Origin of the sequence: Microbacterium sp. F2E (assembly GCF_020905435.1) — a bacterium.
GTDB classification, from domain to species: Bacteria; Actinomycetota; Actinomycetes; order Actinomycetales; family Microbacteriaceae; genus Microbacterium; species Microbacterium lacticum.
Map to the genome: position 1 here is coordinate 137,516 of NZ_JAJJIB010000001.1, position 24,946 is coordinate 162,461.

A 24,946-nucleotide genomic window follows, 5' to 3' on the forward strand; every position below is an offset into this window, starting at 1 on the left:
AAAGACGCGCGTGACGTCGCCCCGGGCCGCCGCCGATCAGCTGTCGACGCCGGTGTTGCCCAGCTCCTCCCGGCCCCCGGCGAGATCGGAGACCGCGATCGAGTCGGTGATGACCGGGATCGTCGTGGTCACCGTCACGCTCGGCACCGAGGCCGACAGCAGGATGCCGTGCTCGCGCAGCAACTCGACGATGTCCTCCAGCGTCGGCCGTCCGGCGATCACGGGCCCCTGACCGGCGAGCGCGACGGTGACGGTCTCGCCCCCGGCGACCTCGTAGTCGCGGCCGCGCACCGAGAAGAGCACCGGCTCGCCCTCTCCGGCGACGACGGTGAGCTCGTTACGGGTGATCGTGACCTGTAGCGGCGTGCCGTGCCAGTGCAGCGGGAACGACAGCGACGGCCAGTCGGCGGGAAGGCGCGGGTCGAACGAGAGCTCGCCGCAGTGGTCGCGCATGCCGCCGAACCCGGCGACGAGCGCCGTCCACACGCCGCCGGCCGACGCCACGTGCACCCCGTCTGCGGCGTTGTGGTGCAGGTCGCCGAGGTCGACGAAGATCGACTGCGCGAAGTACTCCAGCGCGAGCTTCTGGTAGCCGACCTCGGCCGCCAGGATCGCCTGCACCACCGCCGACAGGGTCGAGTCGCCCGTCGTGAGCGGGTCGTAGTACTTGAAGTCGGCGAGCTTCTCCTCGTCGGTGAAGTGGTTGCCCTGCAGGTACAGCGCGAGCACCACGTCGGCCTGCTTCAGGACCTGATAGCGGTAGATCACGAGCGGGTGGAAATGCAGCATCAGCGGTCGCAGCTCGGGCGGCGTGTTCTCCAGGTCCCACACCTCGCGCTCGAGGAAGACCTCGTCCTGCGGATGGATGCCGAGGACGTCGCTGTACGGGATGTGCATCGCCTCGGCCGCCGCGTCCCAGGCATCCGGCTCACCCTCGTCGAGCCCCAGGCGGCGGACCATCGCGGCGTACTCGTGCGGCGCGGTGTCGGCCATCTCCCGGACCACCCGGGCGGCGAAGCGCAGGTTGTAGCGGGCCATGACGTTCGTGAACAGGTTGTCGTTGACGACCGTCGTGTACTCGTCGGGGCCGGTGACGCCGTGGATGTGGAACACCTCGTGGGCGCCGTCCTCGCTGTAGCGCCAGAATCCGAGCGTGGCCCACAGCCTGGCCGTCTCGACGGCGATGTCCACGCCCTCGCGGTACAGGAACTCGTCGTCGCCCGTGGCGCGCACGTACTTGCCGAGCGCGAAGCTCACGTCGGCGTTGATGTGGTACTGCGCCGTGCCGGCGGCGTAGTAGGCGGACGCCTCTTCGCCGTTGATCGTGCGCCAGGGGAACAGCGCTCCCGCCTCGTTGAGCTGGACGGCGCGCTTGCGGGCGGCGGGCAGCATCAGGTAGCGCATGCGCAGGGCGTTGCGCGCCCAGAGCGGCGTCGTGTAGACGAGGAAGGGGAGCACGTAGATCTCGGTGTCCCAGAAGTAGTGGCCGCTGTAGCCCGAGCCGGTCACGCCCTTCGCCGGGATGCCCAGTCCGTCGGCACGCGCGGCGGCCTGCGCCACCTGGAACAGGCACCAGCGGGTCGCCTGCTGCAGATCGTCGTGGCCGCCGATGACGACGTCGGAGCGCTCCCAGAAGGCCGCCATCCACGCCGCCTGGCGGTCGTACTGGGTCTGGACGCCCACGGCCTCGACGCGGTCGAGGGTGCGTCGGCCGCGGTCGACGAGCTCGCGCGCGGGCACGCCGCGGGACGTGTGATAGCTGACGAGCTTGGTGACCGTGACGGGCACGCCCGCCCGCGCCTGCACCTGGAAGACGTGCTTGGCGATGTCGGGCTCGGTGAGGGTGTGCTCCGAGTACTCGTTCTCGGTGTCGATGAGGTGGTCGGCGACGACCGCCACGGTCATGCCCGACTCGGTCGTGCGGTACGACAGCGCCGCCCGCGGTCCGTCCTGCCAGTACTCCTGCGGCTGCAGCACGCGCTCCGAGATGCGCTCGGCCTTGCGGGGGTCGAAACCGCCCTTGCCGCTCCCGGGGGCGCGTCCGCCGTAGACGTCCTCGCCGTCCTGGCGGTTGATCAGCTGGCAGCTGACGGTGACCGGGGCATCCGAGTTCAGCACCGTCACCGTCAGGCGCATGATCGCGAGGTGCTTCTCCTCGAAGGACACCATGCGGTCGACGTCGACGACGACGTCCTTGCCGCTCGGGGTCATCCAGCGCACGTGCCGCGTAAGCACGCCCGTGCGCATGTCGAGGACGCGCTCGTACTCGCGGATGTCGGCGGTGACGAAGTCGAGCGGCTCGTCGTCGACGTAGACCCGCATGACCTTGGCATCCGGCGCGTTCACGATCGTCTGGCCGACCTGGGCGAAGCCGTAGGCCTGCTCCGCGTGACGGATCGGGAACGTCTCGTGGAAGCCGTTGATGAACGTGCCGTGCTCGTGCGCCGGCCGCCCCTCGGGGTGGTTGCCGCGAAGCCCCAGGTAGCCGTTCCCGAGCGCGAACAGCGTCTCGGTGACGCCGATGTCGTCGAGCGAGAAGGCCGTCTCGACCAGGCGCCAGGGGTCAACCGGGAAGCGATCGCGATCCATCGGGTCCATCGCTTCGATGCGGGCGAACATCACGAGACGAACGCCGCGAGGTCGTCGACGACGAGATCGGCGCCGTGATCGAGCAGGGCCTGCGCACCCGCACCGCGGTCGAGCCCGACGACGAGGCCGAACCCGGCCGTGGAGGCCGACTGCACGCCCGAGTGCGCGTCCTCGACGGCGGCGCTGCGGGCGGGATCGACGCCGAGCATGCGCGCACCCTCGGCGAACATGTCGGGCTCGGGCTTGGAGCGCAGCCCCTCGCGCGCCGCGACGACGCCGTCCACGACGACGGGGAAGAAGCCCCGGATGCCGGCGGCGGCGAGCACCTCCTCGGCGTTCTTCGAGCTCGAGACGACCCCGATCGGCGTGCCCGCCGCGCGCAGGCGCTCGATCAGGGCCAGCGAGCCCGGGTAGGGCGCGATGCCGTCGGCCCGGAGCACCGCCGCGAACACCTCGTTCTTGCGGTTGCCGACGCCGGACACCGTGTCGGCCGTGGGCGGGTCGGACGGATCGCCCCAGGGGATCTCGACGTCGCGCGAGCGCAGCAGGCTCGCGACCCCTTCGTAGCGCTGCTTGCCGTCGAGGTAGCGGTAGTAGTCGTCGTCGGTGTATTCGGGTGAGATGCCCCAGGCCGAGAACAGGTCGGTGAACATCGTGCGCCAGGCGTGCATATGCACCTCGGCGGTCGGGGTGAGCACCCCGTCGAGGTCGAAGAGCACACCGTCGTAGGACGAGAGGTCGGGAAGGTCCGCAGTCACTCTCACAGCGTAGTCGGGAGGTGTGAACGGCTCATAACTGACCCGTCACCGCGAGGGTCTGCCGGGCGATCTCGAGCTCCTCGTTCGTCGGCACGACGAGCACCGTGACCGGCGAGTCGTCGGTCGAGATGACGCGGATGCCTCGGCGACGCTCCTCGTTGCGCGCCTCGTCGACGTGCACGCCGAGGAAGCCGAGGGTGGCCAGCGCGGCGGCACGCACGAGCGGCGAGTTCTCGCCGACGCCCGCCGTGAACGAGATGACGTCGACGCCGCCGAGCTGGGCGATGTACGCGCCGAGGTACGCCCGCAGGCGGTGCACGTAGACGTCGAAGGCGAGCATCGCGGCCCCGTTGCCGGCGGCCCGGCGATCCTCGATGTCGCGCATGTCGGAGACGCCGGCGATGCCGAGCACGCCGCTGCGCTTGTTCAGGAAGTCGTCGAGCTGGCTCGGGGTCATCTCCTCGCGGCGCGCCAACACGAGCATCACCGACGGGTCGATGTCGCCCGAGCGCGTGCCCATGACGAGGCCCTCGAGCGGCGTGAGGCCCATCGAGTTCTCCACCGACAGCCCGCCGTCGATCGCCGTGATCGACGCCCCGTTGCCGAGGTGCAGCACGATCTGCTTCAGCTCGCGGAGGGGACGCCCGACGAAGTCGGCGGCGGCCTCGCTGACGAACTTGTGGCTCGTGCCGTGGAAGCCGTAGCGGCGGATGCGGTGCTTGCGCGCCAGGTCCTGGTCGATCGCGTAGGTGTAGGCGGCGGGGGGCAGCGACTGGTGGAAGGCCGTGTCGAACACGGCGACGTGCGGCAGATCGGAGAACGCCGTGCGGGCGGCGCGGATGCCCTGCACCGCTCCCGGGTTGTGCAGCGGCGCGAGCACCGCCAGCTCGTCGATGTTGATCTCGACGAGATCGTCGATGAGCGTCGGGTGGAAGAAGCGCGCGCCGCCCTGCACCACCCGATGCCCGATGGCCGCGGGCGGCTGCTCGACGAGCGAGGGGCCGTACTCGTCGAAGGCGCGGAGCATCACCTCGAATCCCACGGCGTGATCGGGGATCGGCAGTTCGCGCTCGTACGAGGCATCCCCCACCTTGTGCGTCATGGCGCCGACACCTTCGCCGATGCGCTCGACGAGGCCGGATGCCAGGGCCGACTCGGACTCGACGTCGATCAGCTGGTACTTGAACGACGACGAACCGCTGTTGATCACGAGCACGACGGTCATGCGGATGCTCCCTCTGCCGGGGCGGACTGGGCCTGGATGGCCGTGATGGCGATGGTGTTGACGATGTCGTCGACGAGCGCGCCGCGCGACAGGTCGTTGATCGGCTTGTTGAGGCCCTGCAGCACCGGCCCCATGGCGACGGCGCCCGCCGAGCGCTGCACCGCCTTGTAGGTGTTGTTGCCGGTGTTCAGGTCGGGGAAGACGAACACCGTGGCCCGCCCCGCGACGGCGGAGCCGGGCATCTTCGCCTTCGCGACGGCCGCGTCGGCCGCGGCGTCGTACTGGATCGGGCCTTCGACGAGGAGCTCGGGCGCCCGCTCGCGCACGAGCGCGGTGGCCTCGCGCACCTTGTCGACGTCCTCCCCCGACCCGGACTCCCCCGTCGAGTAGGACAGCATCGCGACGCGCGGCTCGATGCCGAACTCCGTCGCCGTCGCCGCCGACGAGATCGCGATGTCGGCCAGCTGCGGCGCGGTCGGGTCGGGGATGACGGCGCAGTCGCCGTACACCAGCACGCGGTCGGCGAGCGCCATGAGGAAGACGCTCGAGACCACCGAGACGCCCGGCCGGGTCTTGATGATCTCGAACGCCGGCCGGATCGTGTGCGCAGTCGTGTGCGCAGCGCCCGAGACCATGCCGTCTGCCAGGCCCAGGTGCACCATCATCGTTCCGAAGTACGAAACATCCGTCACCGTGTCGGCCGCCTGCTCGTACGTGACGCCCTTATGGCGGCGGAGGTCCGCGTATTCGCGGGCGAAGCGGTCGACGATGACCGGGTCGAACGGGCTCAGCACCTGCGCGGCGGACAGGTCGATGCCGAGCTCGATCGCGCGGCCGCGGACCTCCGCCTCCTCGCCGAGGATCGTCAGGTCGGCGATGCCCCGGGTGAGCACGGTCGCGGCCGCCTTGAGCACACGATCGTCGTTCCCCTCGGGCAGCACGATGCGCTTGCGCGAGGTGCGCGCCTTCTCGAGCAACTGGTACTCGAACATCAGCGGCGTGACGACGGCGGAGTGGGCAAGGCCCAGCGCGCGGGTGAACTCCTCGGTGTCGACGTTCTGCTCGAACAGGGCCAGTGCCCGGTCGTAGCGGCGCTGCGAACCGGCGGCGAGGCGCCCGCGCGAGCCCATCACGCGGACGGCGGTGTCGTACGTGTCGAGGTCGGTCTGCACGATCGGCAGCGACGAGTCGAGACCCGCCATGAGCTCCTGCACCGCCGGCGGCAGCGGGAAGGGGCCGTTGAGGATGATGCCCGAGATCGACGGGAAGGTGCCCGAGGAGTTCGCCAGCAGCAGCCCGAGCAGCACCTCGGTGCGGTCGGCCGGCACGATGACGATCGCCCCGTCGGTGAGGCGCGGCAGGACGTTGTTGAGCGACATGCCCGCCACGACCACGTCGAGCACCTCGCGGGTCATCAGCTCCTCGTCGCCGCGGAGGAGCCGCCCGTCGAGGCGCAGCATGATGTCGCGCACGGCGGGGGCGACCAGCAGCACGTCCTCGGGGATCGACCAGACCCCCACCGGCGCCTCGCGCGTGCCGTCGGCGGCGGGCGCGTCGGCGACGACGGCGTGCACGGCCGCGTTGATCTCGCGGAGGCGGGTCGGGTCGGCGCGGTTCGTGATGACGGCGAACAGCTCGGCGCGTTGGTGGGAGATGTCGGTGAGCGCGAGCGACATCAGCTGCCCGAGCTGCTCGGGGGTGCGCGCCACGCTCATGCCGAGCCGGTCGCCCTGGTCGGCGCGCCCGTTGAGCACGACGAGCACGGGAGCGCCGAGGTTCGCGGCGATGCGGGCGTTGTAGCCGAGCTCGCTCGTCGAGCCGACATCGGTGAAGTCGCTGCCGACGATGACGACCGCGTCGCACTTCGCCTCGACGGCTTTGAACCGCTCGACGATCTTCGACAGCGCGGCATCCGGATCGTGCCGCACCTCGTCGTAGGTGACGCCGACCGCCTCGTCGTAGTCGAGGTCGACGCCGATGTGATCGAGCAGCATCTCGAGCACGTAGTCGCGCTCGGAGGTCGACCGCGCGATGGAGCGGAAGACCCCCACGCGCGGAATCGAGCGCGTCAGGGCGTCGATGACGCCCAGGACGATGGTGGACTTGCCGGACAGCCCCTCGGTGGAGGTGATGTAGATGCTCTGCGCCACCTCGCCAGCCTACGGCGGCGGCGTCCGGTGCGGACAGGGAGTGGCCCCGGGGAAAACCGCCCGGGAGGATCCCACCCGGGAAAAGTAAGACTCTCCGCGAACCCGGCAGAGCCTGGTTACCCTTGCTACGTTTCCGTCCTGGGGGATTTGGCCTGGATGCCGCCTCGCGGAGAGCTGCTCCGAGTTTACCCGACGTCTGACCCGCCCGAAGACATCGCGGGTTAGCATCGAGCAAGAACGACCGCGACGATGCGGCGACACCGACGCCGCGAGACAGGCCACGCATGCCCTACGCCCCGACGACCGCCGAGACGTTCGCCCGAGACACCGACGCCGTGCTCGCGTCGGTCTCCCGAGTGATCGACGGCAAACCCGCCGCCGTGCGCGCCGCCCTCGTGTGCCTCCTCGCCGAGGGGCATCTGCTCATCGAAGACGTGCCGGGAGTGGGCAAGACGATGCTCGCCCGTGCGCTCGCCGCGTCGGTCGACGCGACGGTGCGGCGCATCCAGTTCACCCCCGACCTGCTGCCCGGGGATGTCACGGGCGTGAGCGTCTACAACCCGGTCGACCGCGAGTTCGAGTTCAAGCCGGGGGCGATCTTCGCGCACATCGTGATCGCCGACGAGATCAACCGCTCCTCCCCGAAGACGCAGTCGGCGCTGCTGGAAGCGATGGAGGAGCGTCAGGTGACCGTCGACGGCACCTCGCACGCGCTCGAAGACCCGTTCCTGGTCGTCGCGACGCAGAACCCGCTGGAGATGGAGGGCACCTACGCCCTCCCCGAGGCGCAGCGCGACCGCTTCATGATGCGCATCTCGATGGGGTATCCGGACGCCGCGAACGAGGCTCTCATGCTGCGTCAGCGCGACACAGCGAACCCTCTCGACGGCGTGGCGCCGGTCGTCGACACGGATCAGGTGCGCGGCCTGATCGCGTGGGCGCGGGGCATCCACGTCTCCCCCGCCGTCGAGGAGTACACCGTCGGCCTCGCCCGCGCGACGCGCGAACACCCCGACGTGCGTCTGGGCGCGAGCCCGCGCGCGACGCTCCAGCTCATCCGCGCCGCGAAGGTGTGGGCGGCTCTCGACGGACGCGAGTTCGTCATCCCCGACGACGTGGCGACGCTCGTCGAGCCCGTCTTCGCGCACCGCATGATCCCCGCGCGCGGCTCGATGTCCTCGCGCGGCCGCTCGAGTGCCGACACGACCTCGGCGATCCTGCGCGGGATCGTCGGCAGCGTGCGCGTGCCGCTCGCGACCCGGTGACCCCGTGTTCTCGCGCTGGCCGCTGACCGTCCGCGGGACGGGTGCGGCCGTGCTCGCCGTCCTCTGCCTCGTGCTCGCGCAGCGGTTCGCGCTCGCGGAACTGCTCTACCTCGCCGTGCTGCTGGTGCTGCTGGTGGCCGGCAGCATCGCGACCCTGTACCTCGTGCGCCGCACCGAGCGGGTGACGCGGTCGTTCGACCCGGCCGTCGTGCCGGTGGGCGGGGAGGTCGTCGTGGGCCTTCGCGTCGAGATCCGCTCCGCGCTGCCGGCCGCCCAGGGCCAGTGGCAGGACACGCTCCCGACCGGGGTGCACGGCGACGCGACAGGGGTGTTCCCGCAGACCACGTCCGGTGTGCGGGTGAAGGGGCACGACGCGCGGCTGGCGTACACGGCGACGGCCGAGCGACGAGGCATCCGGAACATCGGCCCGCTGTCCGTGGTCGCGACCGATCCATTCGGTCTCGCGCGCCGGCGCCGCACCATCGGCCGCGCGCTGCCGCTGACGATCACGCCCGCCCTCGTCGAGCTGGGCATGCTCGCCGATCTATCGGGCGACCTCGGCGGCGGCATGCACACGGCGACTGATCAGCTCGGTCAGGGCGCCGACAACCTCATTCCGCGCCACTACGTGCCCGGCGACTCGATGCGGCGCATCCACTGGCGCGCGAGCGCGCACCGCGACGAGCTGATGGTGCGTCAGGAGGAGCAGGAGACGACCCCGGAGGCGGTCGTCGTGCTCGATCGCACCGCCGCGCACTGGTCGGTGGATGCCACGCGCGCGCCCGGCACCGACGACCGCTTCGAGGCGGCGGTGTCGGCGTGCCTGTCGGTGGCCGCGCTGCTCGTGCGCGAGGGGTACACGGTCGCGGTGCTCGACGGCGACGGGGCGGCGTTGAGCGACGCGATCGACGCGGGCGACACCACCGGCATCGAGCGGCTCGCCATCGACCTCGCGACGGTGAAGGCGCGCCGCGAGGGAAGCCTCGGGGGTCTCGTCGCCCTGTTCGCGGGCGGCGCGACGGGTCCGCTCGTCGTCGTCACGGGGGCGATCGGCGAGGCGGACGCCGCGGCGCTCACTCCCCTCCTCCACCACACCTCGCTGCCGATGCTGCTGGCCGTGACGTCGACCGGGCCTCTCGACCCGAGCGGCCCGGTGCCGGGTGCGCTGCGGCACGCCGCCGAGACCGGGTGGCGGGTGGCCGAGGTCGACGCGGGGGCGGACCTCGCCGCGGCGTGGAACGCCGTGGCCGACCGAGGAGCGCGTCGTGCCGGTGTCTGACGCCCGGCCCGACACGGCTCGGCGCGGCCGCCCTCGGGGCGAGCTCCGCCTGACGATCGCGCTCTGGATCGCCCTGGTCGCGACGACGATCCCGCTCCTGCGCGTCGTACACAGCGGAGCGTGGCTGCCCGGCGCGGCGCTGCTGATGGCGGTGCTGCTGATGGTCGGCTTCGCGCTGCGCCGTCGGCGCCGGATGCCGGCGATCGCGGTCACCCTCACGGAGCTCGCCGTCTGGACAGTCGCGATCACGGGGGTGTTCCTGCCCGAGACGGCGCTTCTGCGGGTCATCCCCACCGGCGGCGTGGTGCAGGCGGTGGGCGAGATCGTGCAGCAGGCGGGTCAGGAGATCCTCGAGGGGGTGGCTCCGCTCGCCGCGACGAGCTCGCTCAGCTTCGTCATCGTCGCGGCGCTCGGGCTGCTCGCGATCGCGCTCGATCACGTGGTGCTCACGGCGCGCATGCCGCTGCTGGCGGCGGTGGCGCTCGTGATCGTGTGGCTGATCCCGGCGATTGCGGTGCCGGCCGGCGTCGACGTGGTCGCCTTCGTCGTGCTCGCCGCGGCGGTGATCTTCCTGATCCGGGCCGAGACGCGCACGCGCGAGACCTCGGTGGCGCGGGCGGGCGGGGTGAGCGCCGTAGCGCTGGCGATCGGCGCGGTCGCGATCGTCGGCGCCGTCATCGGCGGCCCCGTGCTGCCGCCGCCGACCGCGACGGCCGGTGGGGCCGGGCTCGCCGCGAGCATCGACGCCTCCCTCGACCTGGGCGACGACCTGCGCCAGCCTAACGATGTCACGGTGCTGACGTTCCGCAGCGACGCCCCGCAGCTGCCCAACCTGCGGGTGGCGACCCTGTCGCTCTTCGACGGCGAGGTGTGGCAGCCCGACCGGCCGCGGTCGGTCGAGCTCAGCGAGGCGGCATTCGATCCGGTGACGGCGGCCGACGGCATCCGCATCACCGAATACCGCACGAACGTCGACGTCAGCCGGCTCTCGTCGGCCTACCTGCCCGTGCCCTACCCGGCGGTGGGGGTCACCGGGCTCGAGGGCGACTGGCGGGCGGTGCCGTACAGCCGCACGCTCCTCACTGGGCAGAGCAACGCGCAGGGCCAGCGGTACGAGGTGGTCTCGCAGGTGCCGCGGCCGACGCTGGAGCAGATCCGCGGCACGTCGGCGCGGATGGATGACACCGCGGTCGATGTCACCTCGGTGCCCGCCGACACCCCCGCGATCATCGCCGACACGGCGCGTGAGGTGACCGCGGGCGCCGCGACCGACGACGACCGGCTCGTGGCGTTGCAGAGCTGGTTCCGCGGCCCGGAGTTCCGCTACTCGCTCGACACCCCCGTCGAGGAGGGCTTCGACGGGGCGGGCGTCGAGGCGGTCGCCGCCTTCCTCGATCGCAGGGAGGGGTACTGCGTGCACTTCGCCGGTGCGTTCGCGCTGATGGCACGCACGCTCGGCATGCCGTCGCGGGTGGTCGTCGGGTTTCTCCCCGGCGGGTACACCGGCGACACGGTCGACGGGCAGCGGGTGGCCGAGGTGACCACGGGTCAGCTGCACGCGTGGCCGGAGGTGTACTTCGCGGGTGTCGGCTGGGTCGCGTTCGAGCCGACGAAGAGCCTCGGCACGCCCACGCAGTTCGTGAGCGCGAGCGAGCCGGTGGACGACGCCGGCGAGGATGTCACGGCGCCCACCGCCACGCCGACGTCGTCGGCTGCGGCGAGTGCGGCGCCGACCGAGCGCCCCGACTCCGGTGGCGATGCGTCGCCGGTCGCCGCGCGGGGCATCGACCTGTGGCCGCTCTCGGCAACGGTGCTCATTGTTCTCGCCCTCGCCGCCGCGCCCGCCGCGGCGGGGTGGGCGCGGCGCCGCGTGCAGCGGGCGCGCGGCGGCGTGGGTGGTGCGTGGCGCGCCGTGCAGGACACGGCGATCGACCTCGGCATCGCGGTGCCGCTGTCGGAGTCGCCGCGCGCGTTCGGCGCGCGTCTGATCGCGCAGCACGGGGCGCCCTCCGCCGAGACGAACCACCTCGTGGGGGTCATGGAGCGGCTGAGCTACGCGCCGGCGGCGGGCGGCCCCGGTTCCGGCGCCGCCGCCGGCCCTGGCGCCACGGGCACGAGGCGGGCGGCCGCCGCGGACGATCGCACGGGCAGTCGCGCGGGCGCGAGCCCCGCGGCCGGCGCCTTCGCCGACGCGGAGGCGATCCGGCGCGGGATGCTCGCGGCCGCCGACCCGCGGGAGCGGCTGCGCGCGGTCGCGCTGCCGCGGTCGCTGGTGACCCGCCCCGGTTCGGCGTTCGCCGACCGCGACGCCGTGGCCTGAACGCGATCGGCGGGGAGCCCGGCCGGCGCTCGCCGACCGGGCTCCCCGCCGTGCGGTCAGCCCCGGGTCGGAGCCGCCTCGGTGCGGATGCCGTCGTCCACCGGGTCGGCCGGCGCCTGCGCCTCGGCGATGCGCTCGAGCTCCATCGCCGCAGCGACCTCGTCGTCGTCGGAGTCGTCGGCGAACGGCTCGCCGTCGCGCGGCGCGTCGTAGAGCGTGCGGTCGAGAATGCCCTCGCGCTTCGCGACGATCGTCGGAACGAGCGCCTGCCCGGCGACGTTCACCGCGGTGCGACCCATGTCGAGGATCGGGTCGATCGCGAGCAGCAGGCCGACACCCTCGAGCGGCAGGCCGAGGGTCGACAGCGTCAGGGTGAGCATGACCGTCGCGCCGGTCGTGCCGGCGGTGGCGGCGGAGCCGACGACCGAGACGAGCGCGATCAGCAGGTAGGAGACGATGTTGAGCTCGACGCCGAAGAACTGGGCGACGAAGATCGCGGCGATCGCGGGGTAGATCGCGGCGCAGCCATCCATCTTCGTGGTCGCGCCGAGCGGCACGGCGAACGAGGCGTACTCGCGCGGCACGCCGAGGTTGCGCTCCGTGACGCGCTGCGTGAGCGGGAGGGTGCCGATCGACGAGCGCGACACGAAGCCGAGCTGCACGGCGGGCCAGACGCCCGAGAAGTACTGCTTGATCGACAGTCCGTGGCTCTTCACGAGGATCGGGTAGACGACGAAGAGCACCAGCACGAGCCCGGCGTAGACGGCGACGACGAACCAGACGAGGGTGAGGAGCTTGTCGGTGCCGTACTGCACGACGGCCGAGGCGATGAGGCCAAGGGTGCCGATCGGGGCGATGCGGATGATCCACCACAGCACGCGCTGCACGATCTTGAGGCTCGACTGCGTGAACACGACGAACGGCTCGGCGCGCTTGCCGAGCTTGAGGGCAGCGACGCCGACGGCGATCGAGATGACGATGACCTGCAGCACGTTGAAGCCGACGGTCGAGGTGACGGCGCCGGTCGTGGCATCCACCGAGCTCGACACCGTGAGGCCGAGGAAGTTCTGCGGGATGATGCCCTTCAGGAAGTTCCACCACGTGCCGACCGCGTCCGGATCGCCCGTCTGCAGCTGGTCGTGCGCGACACGGTTGCCGGGCTGGATCGTGATGCCGAGCACGATGCCGATCGTCACCGCGATGAGCGCGGTGATCCCGAACCAGAGGAGCGTCTGGCCGGCCAGGCGAGCGGCGTTGGTGACGTTCCGCAGCTGGGTGATGCTCGCGACGATCGCGAGGAAGATGAGCGGCACCACCGCGACCTTCAGCAGCGTCACGTAGGCGTTGCCGATCGTCGACAGCGTCGCGGCGAGTCCGTTCGGGTTGCCCTCGGCGTCGGGGCCGAGGTTCAGCGCCAGGATGCCGAGCAGGATGCCGGCGATCAGGGCGATCGTGATCTGGAAGCCGAACGACCGGTAGAACGGCTTCTTCGGCTTCGGCGCGCGGGCGGCGGGGTTCGACGCGGGCACGGCGGTGCGGGTGGAACTCATGGGGGTGTGTCTCCTGAGGCGGCGGATGCCGGTTGGTGCGATGGCCCGCAGAAGGCGGACCGCTCTCGACGCTACGACGGCGCGCGGATGACCCGGGCCGATGTGACGGGGAATGACAACGGGGGACGCCGCCCGTCCATTCCCTCAGGCGGCCAGCGGTACGCGCCAGGGTCGGCGCTCGGGCGGGTCGAACAGCCACCGGAGCGCCCGCCGAGCAGCCCCTCGCCGAGCCGCTCACCCACGTTACCGTCTTGTCCAACGACACGTCCGTCGATTGGGTCGGTGAGCTGAGGATGACCCGGCGCGATGTGATGGGCGACGCGCGGGCCGACACGTCGCAGCCTGTGATCGTGTCGACATCATGTCGTCGAGCGGCTACTACCCGATCGATCAGTGGGAGAGGCAGCTGGATCGGATCGGAGGAGTCGTCGCGGCAGCCGATCGCCCGTTCTTCTTCATGGAGGCCGGATGCCCCAGTCGAACCGGCTCGGCTGCTGTCCGTATGGCAAACCTGCCGGTCAGTACCTCGAGAGTGCATATCGGCAATGGCAGGCGGACGCCCGGGCGGAGTGAGCGTCATCGCGCCAAAGAAGAACCCCGCCCGAAGTCCTCCCCGGGCGGGGTTCTCTGCCGTACTGGCGGAAGTGACAGGATTTGAACCTGCGAGGCGAGTTACCCCGCCTACATGGATTCCAGCCATGCTCCTTAGGCCGCTCGGACACACTTCCAAGGGGAGATCCTATCATCGGCGGGCGGGCGGGCCGGCCGGCGCCCAAGCGCGCCACCCTCACCCCGGCAGCGGCAGTTCGCGCCCGTCATCCCAGGGCTCGGTCCAGCCGAGGGTGTCGAACAGCGTGTCCAGCAGCGCGGCCGTGAACCCCCAGACGAGATGGCCACCGACCTCGAACGCGGGGCCGCGCCACTCCTGACCGCCACGACGGATGACCGTCACGCCGCGGTTGCGCGCGTCGAGCAGATCGGCGACCGGAGCTCGGAACACGTCGGCCGATTCGGCCACGTCGACGACGCGGACGGGCGACGGACGCCGCCACCACCCCAGCACCGGCGTGACCAGATGCCCGGAGAACTCCAACGGCACCTCGGGAAGAACCCCGAGCACCTCGACGCCGGACGGGTCGAGCCCGGTCTCCTCCTCCGCCTCGCGCAGGGCCGCGCCCACGGGGCCGTCGTCGCCCGGATCGAGGCGTCCGCCGGGAAAGGCGACCTGACCCGGATGCGCGCGGAGCGTCGTCGCCCGCGCGAGCAGCAGCACATCGAGGTCGCGCGAGACCGCGGCATCCTGCGCATCGCGCAGTGCGGGCAGCGCATCGAGCACGCCGAAGAGCATGAGCACCGCGGCCGCTCGCGGCGACTCACTGGCGGGGAGCGCGCGCAGCCTGGCATTCCACGGCGTACGCGCGGCGGCGAGGGCGGCGAGCTCGGCGTGCGCGGCTCGGGGCACGCCGCTCACGAGGCGGCCGGGCGCGCGCTGACCGAAACACTCCGCTGCATGATCGGTCCTCCTCGCCGTGGTCCTCTCCACCCTCCCCGTCCGGCGCCGTCGATGTCAACCGGCCCGCCACCGCGCCCGGCCGCTACCGTGGAGGTGTGGCTCTCTCCTCACGCACCTCTCCCCGCGCACCCCGCCCCACCGTCGAGCTCGAGGTCGTCGCGGTCTCGCATCTGTCGCCCCAGCTCGTACGGGTGACGCTCGGCGGGGAGGGCTTCGCTCAGTTCGAAGACCGCCCCGAGACCGACAAGTACGTAAAGCTGAAGTTCACGACGCCGGAGCCCGAATCCCTCCCCGTCACCCGCACCTACACGGCGCGTCGGGTCGACGCCGAGGCGCGCACCCTCGACGTCGACTTCGTCGTGCACGGCGACGAAGGGCTGGCGGGACCGTGGGCGGCGCGCACGAGACCCGGCGACCGGATCAGCCTGATGGGACCGGGCGGCGGCTACTCCCCCGATCCGACGGCCGACGCACACCTGTTCGCCGGCGACCTGTCGGCGGTGCCGGCGATCGCCGCAGGGCTCGAGCGGCTCGAGGCGCTGAACCCGGATGCCCGCGGGCACGTCGTCATCGAGGTCGACAGCGAGACGGCCATCGTGCCCGTCCCCGCGCCGAACGGCGTGCGCGTCGAGTGGATCATCGATCCCGGCCACGACGTCGAGGCGCTCGCCTCCGTGCTCGGCCAGCTCGACTGGCCGGACGGCACCGTGCAGGTCTTCGCGCACGGCGAGCGCGAGTCGATGAAGGCCGTGCGACGCGTGCTGTTCGAGGAGCGCGGCCTCGACCGTGCACAGGTGTCGCTGTCGGGATACTGGGCCCGCGGGCGCACCGAGGACCGCTTCCAGGCCGAGAAGCGCGAACCCATCGGCAAGATCCTCTGACGGCGGCAGCCGTGCCCGTCTCGCCCCGCCGCATCGGCATCGTCGTGACCGACGCGTACGCCGACGAAGACCCCGATTAGGACACCCCGGTGATCCTCGACGCCCTCCGCGCCCGCGGGGCCGAGGCGGAACGGGTCGTGTGGCATGACGCCGCGATCGACCTCGGCGGGTTCGACCTGCTCGTGCTCCGCTCCCCGTGGGACTACCCCGATCGCCTCCCCGAGTTCCTCGCGTGGCTCGACCGCGCCGAGCGGGCGAGCCGCGTCGTGAACGCCCCCTCGACCGTGCGCTGGAACCTCGACAAGCACTACCTCGCCGACCTCGAGCGCGCCGGCGTACGGGTCGTTCCCACCCGATACGCGACGACGATGGATGCCGCGACGGCGGCCATCGCCGAGGTCGCCGGCGCCGAGGTCCGCGCCGAGAGCCGGGGCGACGGCCGCGTCGTCGTGAAGCCGGTGGTGTCGGCCGGCGCCCGCGACACCGGGCTCTTCGAGGCATCCGACCCGCGCGCCCGGGATCTCGCCGCCCGCATCGTCGAGCGGGGTGGCGTGGCGATGGTCCAGCCCGAGGTCGCCGAGCTGTCGGCGGGGCACGAGAAGGCGCTGTATGCCATCGACGGCATTTTCACGCACGCGATCGCCAAGGGTGCGTTGCTCGAGACGGGCGGCGGTCTGCGCGGCGGCGTCTATCAGGAGAACCCCGAGCCCGTGCCGGCCACGGACGCCGAACGCGCCTTCGCCGGCGAGGTGCTCGCCGCGGTGGCATCGGTCACCGGTGAGGTCCCGCTCTATGCGCGGATCGACACCGTCGACTCGGCCGCACACGGCCTGTGCGTGCTCGAGGTCGAGCTCGTCGAACCCGCGCTCAACCTGCATGTTGCGCCGGAGGCGACGGCCGCGGTCGTCGACGCGATCCTGCGCGCATAGGCGCGCGCAGGCGCACGCAGACCCCGAGGCGTCAGTCCGCGTCGAGGCCGACCATCTCCGCGCTCCGCTGCCACAGCTTCGCCGCGAGCAGCGGGTCGGCGGCCAGCGGACTCGTGCGGGCCGGACGGTTGTTCGCGTAGTACTGGCCCGACTGCCAGTCGACACCGGGCGTGCCGATGGCGAGCCAGCCGAGCCGCGCGCCGCCGACCTCGGTCGAGGTGAGCAGCCGCGACGCGAGCGGGTTCGTGTACAGCCAGTGCCACGCCCCGCGCGCCGAGCCGGCGAAACTGCTCGCGATCGCGCCGGGGTGGAAGGCGACGGCGTTCAGGCCCTCGCCGCTGAACCGGCGCGCGAGCTCTTTGGTGAAGAGGATGTTCGCGAGTTTCGCGTTGCCGTAGGCGGTGCTCGGCGAGAAGCGGCGCTCGCCCTGCAGATCGTCGATGTCGAACCGCGAGAAGCGTTGTGCGGCGATGCTGGAGGTCTGGATGACCGAGGCGCCGCTCGCGAGGAGCCGCTCGAGCAGCAGGTTCGTGAGCAGGAACCCGCCGAGGTGGTTCACCTGGAAGGTCGTCTCGAATCCGTCGCGGGTGAGCGTGCGCCCCGCGAAGATGCCGCCGGCGTTGTTCGCGAGCACGTCGATGCGTTCATAGCGGTCGAGCAACGTCGCGGCGAGCTGCCGCACCTGGTCGAGATCGGCGTAGTCGGCGACGTGCCAGGGCGCGCCGATGCTCTCCGCGACGCCGCGGGTCTTGTCGGGATTGCGGCCGACGACGACGACGTGCTCGCCGACCGCGTGCAGCTGCCGCGCGGCGGCTGCGCCGACGCCGTCGCTCGCGCCGGTGATGACGATCGTGCGGGGCATCGTCGGGGTCACGCGCTCGCGACGGGGAGCGTCTGCAGGGCCTCGGCGATCGGCACGTCGCCCGTGTTGAAGCGCACGGAGCGCCGGATCGTCGCCGGTTCGTCGATGGATGCCGCGATGACGGCGGCCACGTCGGCGCGCGCAACCGAGCGCGAGGTGTCGGCGGTGACGTCGATGCGCCCGGTGGGCGGGGCGAGGGTGAGACTCGAGGGCGCGAGGATCGTCCAGTCGAGCGCGCTCGCGCGGAGGTGCGCGTCGGCGGCGGCCTTCGACTCGGCGTACGCGTAGAAGGAGTCGCTCGGGTCGATGCCGTGGTCTGGCCCCGCGCCGAAGTACGACACCATCAGGTAGCGCGGCACGCGGGCGGCGGCGGCGGCGTCGATCGAGCGGATCGCCGCGTCGCGGTCGACGGCGTAGGTGCGCTCGGCGGATCCGCCGCCGGCGCCGGCCGACCAGATGACGATGTCGTTGCCGCTGACGAGGCTCGTGAGCTGGTCGAGGTCGAAGCTCGCGACGTCGGCGACGAGCGGCGTCGCGCCGGTCGCGGCGACGTCGGCCTCGTGAGCGGGGTTCCGCACGACGGCGGTGACGTGGTGACCGGCGGCGACGAGCAGCGGTTCGAGCAGCAGCGCGACCTTGCCGTGACCGCCGATGAGCAGGATGCGGGCCATGGGGGCTCCTTCCGTCACCCCGAGCCTACGGCGGGTCGCCCGTCCCCGCAGTGCGTAGACAGTCGTGCCTCACCGACCCGAGCCCGGCATCAGCGGCGCAGAGTTCATGACGCGGTTGCGCATACTGACCGCGGATGCCGACTGGCTCGAGGATCTCGCCGACGCCCGCGCCGCGGCTGATCGCGACTACTGGCGATGACGCGGGCGCTGCTCGACTCTTCGCTGGTCATCGTCCTGTTCCACGAACGGCGAGTCTTCGACCTCAGCTCGTTCAGCGACCTCGCGATCAGCAGTCTCACCTATGCGGAGTTGCGGCTGGGAGTGTCGATGGCACGCACCGCCAACATCGCTCGCGGTCGTGCGAGCGCGCTCGAACAGGCGCAGGCGATCTTCGGAGAAGGGCTGCCCTTCGACGATGCCGCGGCGCAGCGCTATGGAATGATCACCACACGGGCATCCCACCGCGGAGGTGATCCGAAGGCCCACCGCACCGACCGGATGATTGCCGCGATCGCTGCGGCACGCGGTCGCGTGCTGCTGACACTCAACCCCGCGGACCTGCGCGGTCTCGATGAGATCGTCACGGTGCTCGCCCCGCCCGCGACGAGCACGAACACCGCGCCGACGATCAGGTCGGTGAGCACGCCGCCGTGGACCGCCGCATCGAACGCTGCGGGGACGCACGATCCGCGCCCCGGCGGACAGTGCGCGTCGATGCCGGGGACCGACCCCGGCGAGATCATCGTCGGCACGATCGCGACGAGCGGCACGACGGTCGCCGCGGCGTCGAGCAACACCCGCTCGGCGCCGCGGCCGGACAGCGCGAAGAAGCACACCGACACCGCGATCAGCGCTCCGACGAACGACGACCGCGCCGGCGATCGCCAGCCGCAGGTAGCGGTAGGTGCGCTGCAGCGAGGTCGTCGCGTCGGAGCCCGGCATGCGCGCCCGCTCAGCGCAGGAACTGCGCGGGGTCGAACTCGTCGATCGGGATGATCCGCACGCGCGGGAGCTGCGCGTCGAACGCGTGCACGTCGTATTCGAGATCGAAGAACTGGATGCCGGGGATGTCGCCGAACCCGGCGTTGCGGAACTCGGTGAAACCGAGCACGCCGAGCCGGCGTCCGTCGGCGAGCATCGCGAGGTCGTCGACGAAATCGCCGTCGTGGCTGACGAGCACAACGTCGCCCGCGCGATCGCGGAGGGTTTGGAGCGTCCGCTGGATCGCGATGTCGACGACCTTCTCGTCGGCGTCGCCCGACAGCGGGATCGGCTGGTATCCGAGCGCGAGGAGCGCCTGGATGAACGACATCGGCAGGTTGGTCGAGGCGTTCAGGAAGAACAGGCCGCGCGTCTGCTGGTTCCACTGCGCCGCGAGGAACGCGAGGATGCGGTCCCACCGCGGGCGCTCGTCGGGCTGGGGCCGGCGGCCGAGGATCGAGCTGCCGAGCGTGGCGTCGATGTTCTCGCCGTCGATGAGCACCCAGGTCGTGCGGCCGTCATCGGTCACGCTGGTCTCCTTCTCCGTGGCATCCCTGCCCCCTCATCCTAGGAGGGGTCTCCCCCACGGTGCCGCCGTACACGCTCCGCGCCTACGCTGGAAGCATGACCGGCACCGATTCCCTCGTTCTCGTGGCCAACGCCGCTGACGGCTCGATCTCGACCTTCCGCCTCGTGGCGGACGGCACGGGCGGCACGGGCGGCACGGGCGGCGGCGAAGGCGACCGGCTCGAGCGACTCGCAGTCACCGAGGGCCTCACCGGATGCTCGACGTTCGTCGTCGACACGGAGCGCGACCTCGTCTACGCAGGCGTCAAGGGCGAGCCCGCGGGCATCGTCACCCTCGCGCTCGACCGCTCCTCCGGCACGCTCACCGAGCGCTCCCGCCTCGACCTGCCCGCGGGCGGCATGAACTATCTCGCGCTCGCGCGCGGCGGCTCCGTGCTGCTCGGCGCCAGCTATGGCGGCGGCTACGGCGTCGTCTGCCCCGTGGCATCCGGCTCGGTCGGCGAACCAGGCGCGCGCGTGTCGTACCCGAACCTGCACTCGGTGCTGCCGAGCCCCGACGGGCGCTTCGCCTACTTCGTCTCGCTCGGCGCCGATCTCATCGCCCAGTACGCGCTCGGCGACGACCTCGCGCTCACCCCGCTCGATCCGCCGACGGCCGCCGCCCCCACCGGCAGCGGGCCGCGTCACCTCGTGATCGACGACGAGCACGGCGCGGTGTACGTGCTGACGGAGTTCTCCGCCGAGGTGCTCCGCTACCGGCGCGACCGCGATGAGGGCGCGCTCGAGTTCAAGGAGGCGACGGCCGCCTTCGACCCCGCGGCCGGGCTCGGGCGGAGCGTGTTCGGTGCCGATCCCCTCGCGAACCACTACCTCTGGGGCGCCGACCTGCACCGTGCGGGCGACCGGCTGTGGGCGTCGGAGCGCGCCGCGAACACGCTCGGATCGCTCGCGATCGCGGACGATGGCTCGCTCTCTCCGCCCGACCGCTTCACCGTGACCGAGCAGCAGCCACGCGGGTTCGGCGTGAGCGCCGACGGCCGGTATCTCGTCGCGGCGGGCGAGAAGTCGACCTCGGTCTCGCTCTACCGCATCGACGGCGACGCGCTGACGCTCCGGGACCGCGCCGAGACCGGCCGCGGCGCCAACTGGGTGCGCTTCGTCTGACCGCTCGCGCGACGACGCCGACCGCTCGCGCGGCGACGCCGACCGCTCGCGCGACGACGCCGACCGCTCGCGCGGCGACGCGCTCCGCTATGGGGCGACCTGCTCGGCCGCGGCGACGGAGCCGGTCGCGGCGCGCCGCTCGGCCACCGCGTTGACCACCCCGGACGTCAGCACGAGCACGCCGGCGACGGCCGGGACGATCATCGCGACGTGCAGCGACACCTCCTCGGCGAGCCAGCCGGTGACGGCCGACGAGAGCGCCTGCGCGAGGGTGAGGGCCGATCCGAGCAGCGTCATCGTCGTCGCGGCGCGGCCGAGCGGCGCACGCTGCCCCGCGAGCGAGAACAGGGTGACGAGGGTCGGTCCGACGCCGAGCCCCATGAGCAGCAGCCAGACGATGATCGCGGCGAGCGAGTCGGCCGTCGAATAGCCGACCGCGACCATCGTGACCACGAGGGAGAACACGATCCACCGCCGCGCCAGCGCGAACCGCGCCGGCAGCAGCACCACGCCGAGCGCGAGCACGGCCGAGCCGATCCCCATGAGGCCGTAGACGAGCCCCGCCTGCGCCTCGTCGCCGTGCGCCTGCGCGAACGCGGTGAGCGAGGTCAGGGTCGACCCGAAGAACATGCCGACCGCGAAGGTCGCGGCGACCAGCACCAGCACCTTCGCCGAGAAGACCTCGCGCAGGGGCGCACGCTGGGCGGTGGCGTCGTCACCGACGGTGACGACTCGCGCGGTCGGGTGCAGGGCGAACGCCGTGACGAACGCGAAGCTCAGCGCCGCCGCGATCGCGATCGGCGCCCACGGCGCGATGAGGGCGGCCAGGATGCCCACGAGGAACGGCCCGATCACGAACGCGGTCTCGTCCGCGGCCGATTCGTAGGCCATGATCCGGCTCGTGGTCTGCGCGCGGCGGCCCGGTGCGAGCCGCGCCGAGATGATCGTCAGCAGGCGACTGCGCGACATCGCGGCCGCCTGCGGGGCGGTGAGCCCGATCGCGAGCGCTGCGGCGAGCAGCACGCCCTCGGGGACGTCGCTCATCACGATCACGGGGAACACGGCGAGCAGGATGCCATTGGCGAGGCCCACGGGCGCGAGCACGCGGCGCTGACCGTGACGGTCGACGAGGTCGCCGATGAGGGGGCCGGCGATGACGACGCCGATGCCGACGGCGGCGGAGGTGAGGCCGCCGAGGCCCACCGATCCGGTCGCAGCGACCACGAGCATCAGCACGCCCACGGTCATCATCGCGAACGGCAGCCGCGCGATGAACGCGATGGGCCAGTAGATCGACCCGGTGTGATCGATCAGCGTCGCGTCGTCACCGCCGGTGACGGCGTCGTGCTTCAGGGTGCTCGTCACGCTCTCCTCCGGAAAAGGGCTCGTTTTCACGTGCCGCCGTTTCCCGGTTCCATCGAGCTGGTAGATGCACCTCGCCGCGCCGAAACGGCGCTGCGGAGGCATCCATTCTACCGTGGATCGACTCCCAGCGACCTGTGAGGTTCGGGAGGGACCAGAATCGATGCAGCAGATGTTGTGGGAGAAGACGCCGCTGCCGCGGCATCCACGACCTGTGCGAGCGAAGGAGACACCATGTCGAACGATGGCAGCATCACCCGGACCGCGGGCACCGAGACGGCAGTACTGGCCGGCGGCTGCTTCTGGGGGGTCGAAGACCTCATCCGGCGCCAGCCCGGCGTGCTCGACACCCGCGTCGGCTACACCGGCGGCCAGAACGACCACGCCACCTACCGCAACCACCCCGGTCACGCCGAAGCGGTCGAGATCGTGTTCGACCCGGCGAAGACCAGCTACCGCGACATCCTCGCGTTCTTCTTCCAGATCCACGACCCGTCGACCCTGAACCGGCAGGGCAACGACATCGGCACGAGCTACCGCTCCGCGATCTTCCCGCTGACGAGCGAGCAGGAGCAGGTCGCCCGCGACACGATCGCCGACGTGGATGCCTCGGGCCTGTGGCCGGCCAAGGCGGTCACCACGATCGAGCCCGCCGGCCCGTTCTGGGAGGCCGAGCCCGAGCACCAGGACTACCTGCAGCGCATCCCGAACGGGTACACGTGCCACTTCCCGCGTGCCGGGTGGGTGCTCCCTGCCCGCGCCGGGGTGTGATCAGCCGGCGAAGAAGGCGGCCGCGGCGCGGCTGAGCGCGAGGAGGTCGGCCGTGCCGACGAGCTCGCGCGCGGAGTGCATCGACAGGATCGGGATGCCGACGTCGACGGTGCGGATGCCGAGCCGCGTCGCGGTGATCGGTCCGATCGTCGACCCGCACGGCACAGCGTTGTTCGAGACGAACTCCTGGCTTGTGACGCCCGCCGCCTCGCACCAGCCGTGCCAGGCGGCGGCGCCGGCCGCGTCGGTCGCGTAGCGCTGGTTGGCGTTGATCTTGAGGATCGGGCCTGAGCCGAGCAGCGGCTGCACGACCGGGTCGTGCTTCTCGACGTAGTTGGGGTGCACGGAGTGGCCGACGTCGCTCGAGACGCACCACGACGCGGCGAGCGCGCGCAGCTGCTGCTCGCGATCGGCGCCGAGCCCGAGCTGGATGCGCTCGATCACGTCCGCGAGGAACGGCCCCGCGGCGCCCGTACGGGTGCCCGACCCGACCTCTTCGTGATCGAAGACGGCGAGCAGCGCGATGTGCGAGGCATCCGCGTGCTCGTGTGCTCCGAGGGCGACGAGACCGGCGTGCACGGATGCCAGGTCGTCGAGCCGACCCGACGCGAAGAACGCATCGTCCTTGCCGAACACCGCGCCGTGGGCCGCATCGGCGGTCACGATGTCGTAGCCGCGGATGCGTGCCGGATCGACGTCCGGGCCGGCGGCGGCGGCGAGTTCGGCGAGGAGGTCGGCGGATGCCGCGTTGCCGAGACCCCACACGGGCTGGGTCTGGGTCTGCTTGTGCAGCGCGAGGTGGTCGTTCGCCTCGCGGTCGAGGTGGATCGCGAGCTGCGGGAGGCGCAGGAGCGGCCCGGTCGCAGTGAGCACGCTGGATCCGTCGTCGAGCACGAGCCGCCCGGCGAGGCGCAGCTCACGGTCGAGCCATGAGTTCAGCAGCGGTCCGCCGTAGATCTCGACGCCGGCCTGCAGCCACCCGGCGCGGCCCGTCGTCGGCTGCGGCTTGAGCTTGAACCCGGGCGAATCGCTGTGCGCCCCGAAGATGTGGAACGGTGTATCGGCGGTCGCACCGCCCGGGACGACCCACGCGATCACGGCGCCGTCGCGCACGACGAGCTGTCGCGCGCCCGGCTCGACCGACCACGGCGCGGTCTCGTCGAGGGACGTGAACCCGGCGGCCGTCAGCCGCCGCGCAACTTCGGCGGCGGCGTGGAAGCTCGACGGCGAGGCGGCGACGAAGTCGGCGAGATCGTCGGCGTGGGCGAGGGCTGCAGCGGTGGCGGGGGCGGACATCCTCCCAGCGTAGTTCGCGCTCCCGCGGCGACCCTACGCTGAGAGGATGAGCGGGCGACCCACCTCGACCGCCCGGATCCTCACCGGCGTGCTCGGCGCCGCGGCCGTCGCGCTGGGCGTGTTCCTGGCGCTCCGCTCCCTCACGCCCCCGGCGGACTCGGTCGACGACCTCCCGCGCCGGTGTGGTCACCGACCGGATCGTCGATGTCGTCGTCGCCGCGGCGAGCCTCGCCGCGGCGGTGCTCGTGTGGCTCTGGCCGGATGTGGGGCTGCTGCTGTTCGCCTGGGTCGTCGCCGCGGCTACACGTGGACGGAGCCGGTTGCCGCCGAGCCCGGCGCGCTGCTGCGGGTCGGCGCGTACGACGGGGAGGTCCCCGTCGGCTCGACCGCGCTCCGCATCCTGTACGCGACCGAGCGCGTCGATGGCTCGCCCGCCGTCGCCAGTGCGGTGGTGGCACTCCCCTCCGCGCCGGCCCCGAGCGGCGGCCGCACGACGCTCGCCTGGCAGCACGGCACGACCGGCGTCGCGCGCGCGTGCGCGCCCAGCCTCGAGACGAACGCGCTGTCGGAGTACGCGAGGTCGGCCTCGCCGAGACCGCCGGTGAGCGGCGCCACGATCGCCCAGAGGAGGGTGCTCGCGACGGCGCCGCACCACAGGAACGGGACGCCCGAGACGGCTCGTGCCGTGGGTGAGCACGTTCCAGCCGGCGTGGGCGCACGCGGCGCCGAGGACGAGGAGGAGTGCGAGCGGAGACATCAGACCCTTCGGTCCGGCGGCGGGCGCGACGGACGGGGTCCTCCGGGCTTTTGTCCTGTCAGATGACGTCCCGCACTCGGGCGGGTGCGAGACCC

The 24,946-nt window shown here is 71.9% G+C and carries 21 protein-coding genes, 1 tRNA gene, 1 other RNA gene and 1 pseudogene; 11 read left to right on the forward strand and 13 right to left on the reverse strand.

The genetic code is table 11. The features are described 5' to 3' along the window. Positions 1-36 precede the first annotated feature (36 nt). From LOK55_RS00650 to ffs, 5 genes are all read right to left on the reverse strand, one after another. Positions 37-2,589, reverse strand: coding sequence for a glycoside hydrolase family 65 protein (locus tag LOK55_RS00650; protein ID WP_229933812.1), 2,553 nt, complete (start codon positions 2,587-2,589; stop codon positions 37-39). 29 nt (positions 2,590-2,618) lie between these two features. Then, positions 2,619-3,347: an HAD family phosphatase gene (locus tag LOK55_RS00655; protein WP_229933813.1), complete on the reverse strand. Its 729-nt coding sequence runs from the start codon at positions 3,345-3,347 to the stop codon at positions 2,619-2,621. A gap of 31 nt (positions 3,348-3,378) precedes the next feature. After that, positions 3,379-4,572 carry an acetate/propionate family kinase gene (locus LOK55_RS00660; RefSeq protein ID WP_229933814.1) on the reverse strand — a complete coding sequence of 398 codons (1,194 nt, stop codon included), beginning with the start codon at positions 4,570-4,572 and terminating at the stop codon, positions 3,379-3,381. Next, positions 4,569-6,722: a phosphate acetyltransferase gene (gene pta, locus LOK55_RS00665; RefSeq protein WP_229933815.1), complete on the reverse strand. Its 2,154-nt coding sequence runs from the start codon at positions 6,720-6,722 to the stop codon at positions 4,569-4,571. Before pta ends, LOK55_RS00660 begins: the two co-directional genes overlap by 4 nt. Before the next feature lie 82 nt (positions 6,723-6,804). Beyond that, an RNA gene (ffs, locus tag LOK55_RS00670) (signal recognition particle sRNA small type) lies at positions 6,805-6,901 on the reverse strand. Between the two features lie 105 nt (positions 6,902-7,006). Here ffs and LOK55_RS00675 point away from each other — a divergent pair. The 3 genes from LOK55_RS00675 to LOK55_RS00685 are packed head-to-tail and all read left to right on the forward strand — an operon-like array spanning position 7,007 to position 11,586. After that, a complete protein-coding gene (locus LOK55_RS00675) occupies positions 7,007-7,987 on the forward strand; it encodes a MoxR family ATPase (protein WP_229933816.1) in 981 nt (326 codons plus the stop codon). 4 nt (positions 7,988-7,991) lie between these two features. After that, on the forward strand, positions 7,992-9,266 hold the full coding sequence (locus LOK55_RS00680) for a DUF58 domain-containing protein (RefSeq protein WP_229933817.1): 1,275 nt from the start codon (positions 7,992-7,994) through the stop codon (positions 9,264-9,266). Further along, entirely contained in the window at positions 9,253-11,586 is a 2,334-nt protein-coding gene (locus LOK55_RS00685; RefSeq protein ID WP_229933818.1) for a DUF3488 and transglutaminase-like domain-containing protein, read from the forward strand. The genes LOK55_RS00680 and LOK55_RS00685 overlap by 14 nt, the downstream gene beginning before the upstream one ends. A 56-nt stretch (positions 11,587-11,642) precedes the next feature. Here the strand turns inward: LOK55_RS00685 and LOK55_RS00690 are convergent, their stop codons facing one another. Next, entirely contained in the window at positions 11,643-13,136 is a 1,494-nt protein-coding gene (locus LOK55_RS00690; RefSeq protein ID WP_229933819.1) for a dicarboxylate/amino acid:cation symporter, read from the reverse strand. 340 nt (positions 13,137-13,476) lie between these two features. Here LOK55_RS00690 and LOK55_RS14355 point away from each other — a divergent pair. Then, positions 13,477-13,794: pseudogene (locus tag LOK55_RS14355) on the forward strand (hypothetical protein); the annotation flags it as partial. On the opposite strand, the gene LOK55_RS00695 reads toward LOK55_RS14355, so the two are convergent. After that, a tRNA-Ser gene (locus LOK55_RS00695) sits at positions 13,773-13,864 on the reverse strand. The pseudogene LOK55_RS14355 and the gene LOK55_RS00695 sit on opposite strands and share 22 nt — an antisense overlap. Before the next feature lie 59 nt (positions 13,865-13,923). Next, positions 13,924-14,598 carry a CoA pyrophosphatase gene (locus LOK55_RS00700; RefSeq protein ID WP_374107591.1) on the reverse strand — a complete coding sequence of 225 codons (675 nt, stop codon included), beginning with the start codon at positions 14,596-14,598 and terminating at the stop codon, positions 13,924-13,926. Between the two features lie 146 nt (positions 14,599-14,744). On the opposite strand from LOK55_RS00700, the gene LOK55_RS00705 reads away from it, so the two are divergent. After that, positions 14,745-15,530 carry a siderophore-interacting protein gene (locus LOK55_RS00705; protein WP_229933820.1) on the forward strand — a complete coding sequence of 262 codons (786 nt, stop codon included), beginning with the start codon at positions 14,745-14,747 and terminating at the stop codon, positions 15,528-15,530. 89 nt (positions 15,531-15,619) lie between these two features. Beyond that, entirely contained in the window at positions 15,620-16,459 is an 840-nt protein-coding gene (locus LOK55_RS00710) for a hypothetical protein (RefSeq protein WP_308066620.1), read from the forward strand. Between the two features lie 31 nt (positions 16,460-16,490). Here the strand turns inward: LOK55_RS00710 and LOK55_RS00715 are convergent, their stop codons facing one another. Further along, positions 16,491-17,321 carry an SDR family NAD(P)-dependent oxidoreductase gene (locus LOK55_RS00715; protein WP_196324399.1) on the reverse strand — a complete coding sequence of 277 codons (831 nt, stop codon included), beginning with the start codon at positions 17,319-17,321 and terminating at the stop codon, positions 16,491-16,493. An 8-nt stretch (positions 17,322-17,329) separates the two neighbouring features. Then, positions 17,330-17,992 carry an SDR family oxidoreductase gene (locus LOK55_RS00720; RefSeq protein WP_196324398.1) on the reverse strand — a complete coding sequence of 221 codons (663 nt, stop codon included), beginning with the start codon at positions 17,990-17,992 and terminating at the stop codon, positions 17,330-17,332. A gap of 64 nt (positions 17,993-18,056) precedes the next feature. On the opposite strand from LOK55_RS00720, the gene LOK55_RS13995 reads away from it, so the two are divergent. Beyond that, complete coding sequence (locus LOK55_RS13995) at positions 18,057-18,191, forward strand: hypothetical protein (RefSeq protein ID WP_255314028.1); 135 nt, start codon at positions 18,057-18,059, stop codon at positions 18,189-18,191. Further along, the gene (locus LOK55_RS00725) at positions 18,188-18,988 is read left to right on the forward strand and encodes a hypothetical protein (RefSeq protein ID WP_229933821.1); all 801 of its coding nucleotides are present in this window, start codon (positions 18,188-18,190) and stop codon (positions 18,986-18,988) included. The genes LOK55_RS13995 and LOK55_RS00725 overlap by 4 nt, the downstream gene beginning before the upstream one ends. Here LOK55_RS00725 and LOK55_RS00730 read toward each other — a convergent pair. Beyond that, on the reverse strand, positions 18,945-19,502 hold the full coding sequence (locus LOK55_RS00730) for an NYN domain-containing protein (protein WP_229933822.1): 558 nt from the start codon (positions 19,500-19,502) through the stop codon (positions 18,945-18,947). The genes LOK55_RS00725 and LOK55_RS00730 overlap by 44 nt on opposite strands. 95 nt (positions 19,503-19,597) lie before the next feature. Between LOK55_RS00730 and LOK55_RS00735 the strand changes: the two genes are divergently transcribed. Continuing rightward, positions 19,598-20,665, forward strand: coding sequence for a beta-propeller fold lactonase family protein (locus tag LOK55_RS00735; protein ID WP_196324395.1), 1,068 nt, complete (start codon positions 19,598-19,600; stop codon positions 20,663-20,665). Positions 20,666-20,752: 87 nt separating this feature from the next. Here LOK55_RS00735 and LOK55_RS00740 read toward each other — a convergent pair whose 3' ends face one another. Next, on the reverse strand, positions 20,753-22,030 hold the full coding sequence (locus LOK55_RS00740; RefSeq protein WP_229933823.1) for an MFS transporter: 1,278 nt from the start codon (positions 22,028-22,030) through the stop codon (positions 20,753-20,755). Between the two features lie 231 nt (positions 22,031-22,261). Between LOK55_RS00740 and msrA the strand changes: the two genes are divergently transcribed. Then, positions 22,262-22,798, forward strand: coding sequence for a peptide-methionine (S)-S-oxide reductase MsrA (gene msrA, locus LOK55_RS00745; protein ID WP_229933824.1), 537 nt, complete (start codon positions 22,262-22,264; stop codon positions 22,796-22,798). On the opposite strand, the gene LOK55_RS00750 is transcribed toward msrA, so the two are convergent. Next, the gene (locus LOK55_RS00750; protein ID WP_229933825.1) at positions 22,799-24,094 is read right to left on the reverse strand and encodes a M18 family aminopeptidase; all 1,296 of its coding nucleotides are present in this window, start codon (positions 24,092-24,094) and stop codon (positions 22,799-22,801) included. It lies immediately after the preceding gene. 46 nt (positions 24,095-24,140) lie between these two features. On the opposite strand from LOK55_RS00750, the gene LOK55_RS00755 reads away from it, so the two are divergent. Then, on the forward strand, positions 24,141-24,917 hold the full coding sequence (locus LOK55_RS00755) for a hypothetical protein (RefSeq protein WP_229933826.1): 777 nt from the start codon (positions 24,141-24,143) through the stop codon (positions 24,915-24,917). The last annotated feature ends 29 nt before the right edge of the window (positions 24,918-24,946 follow it).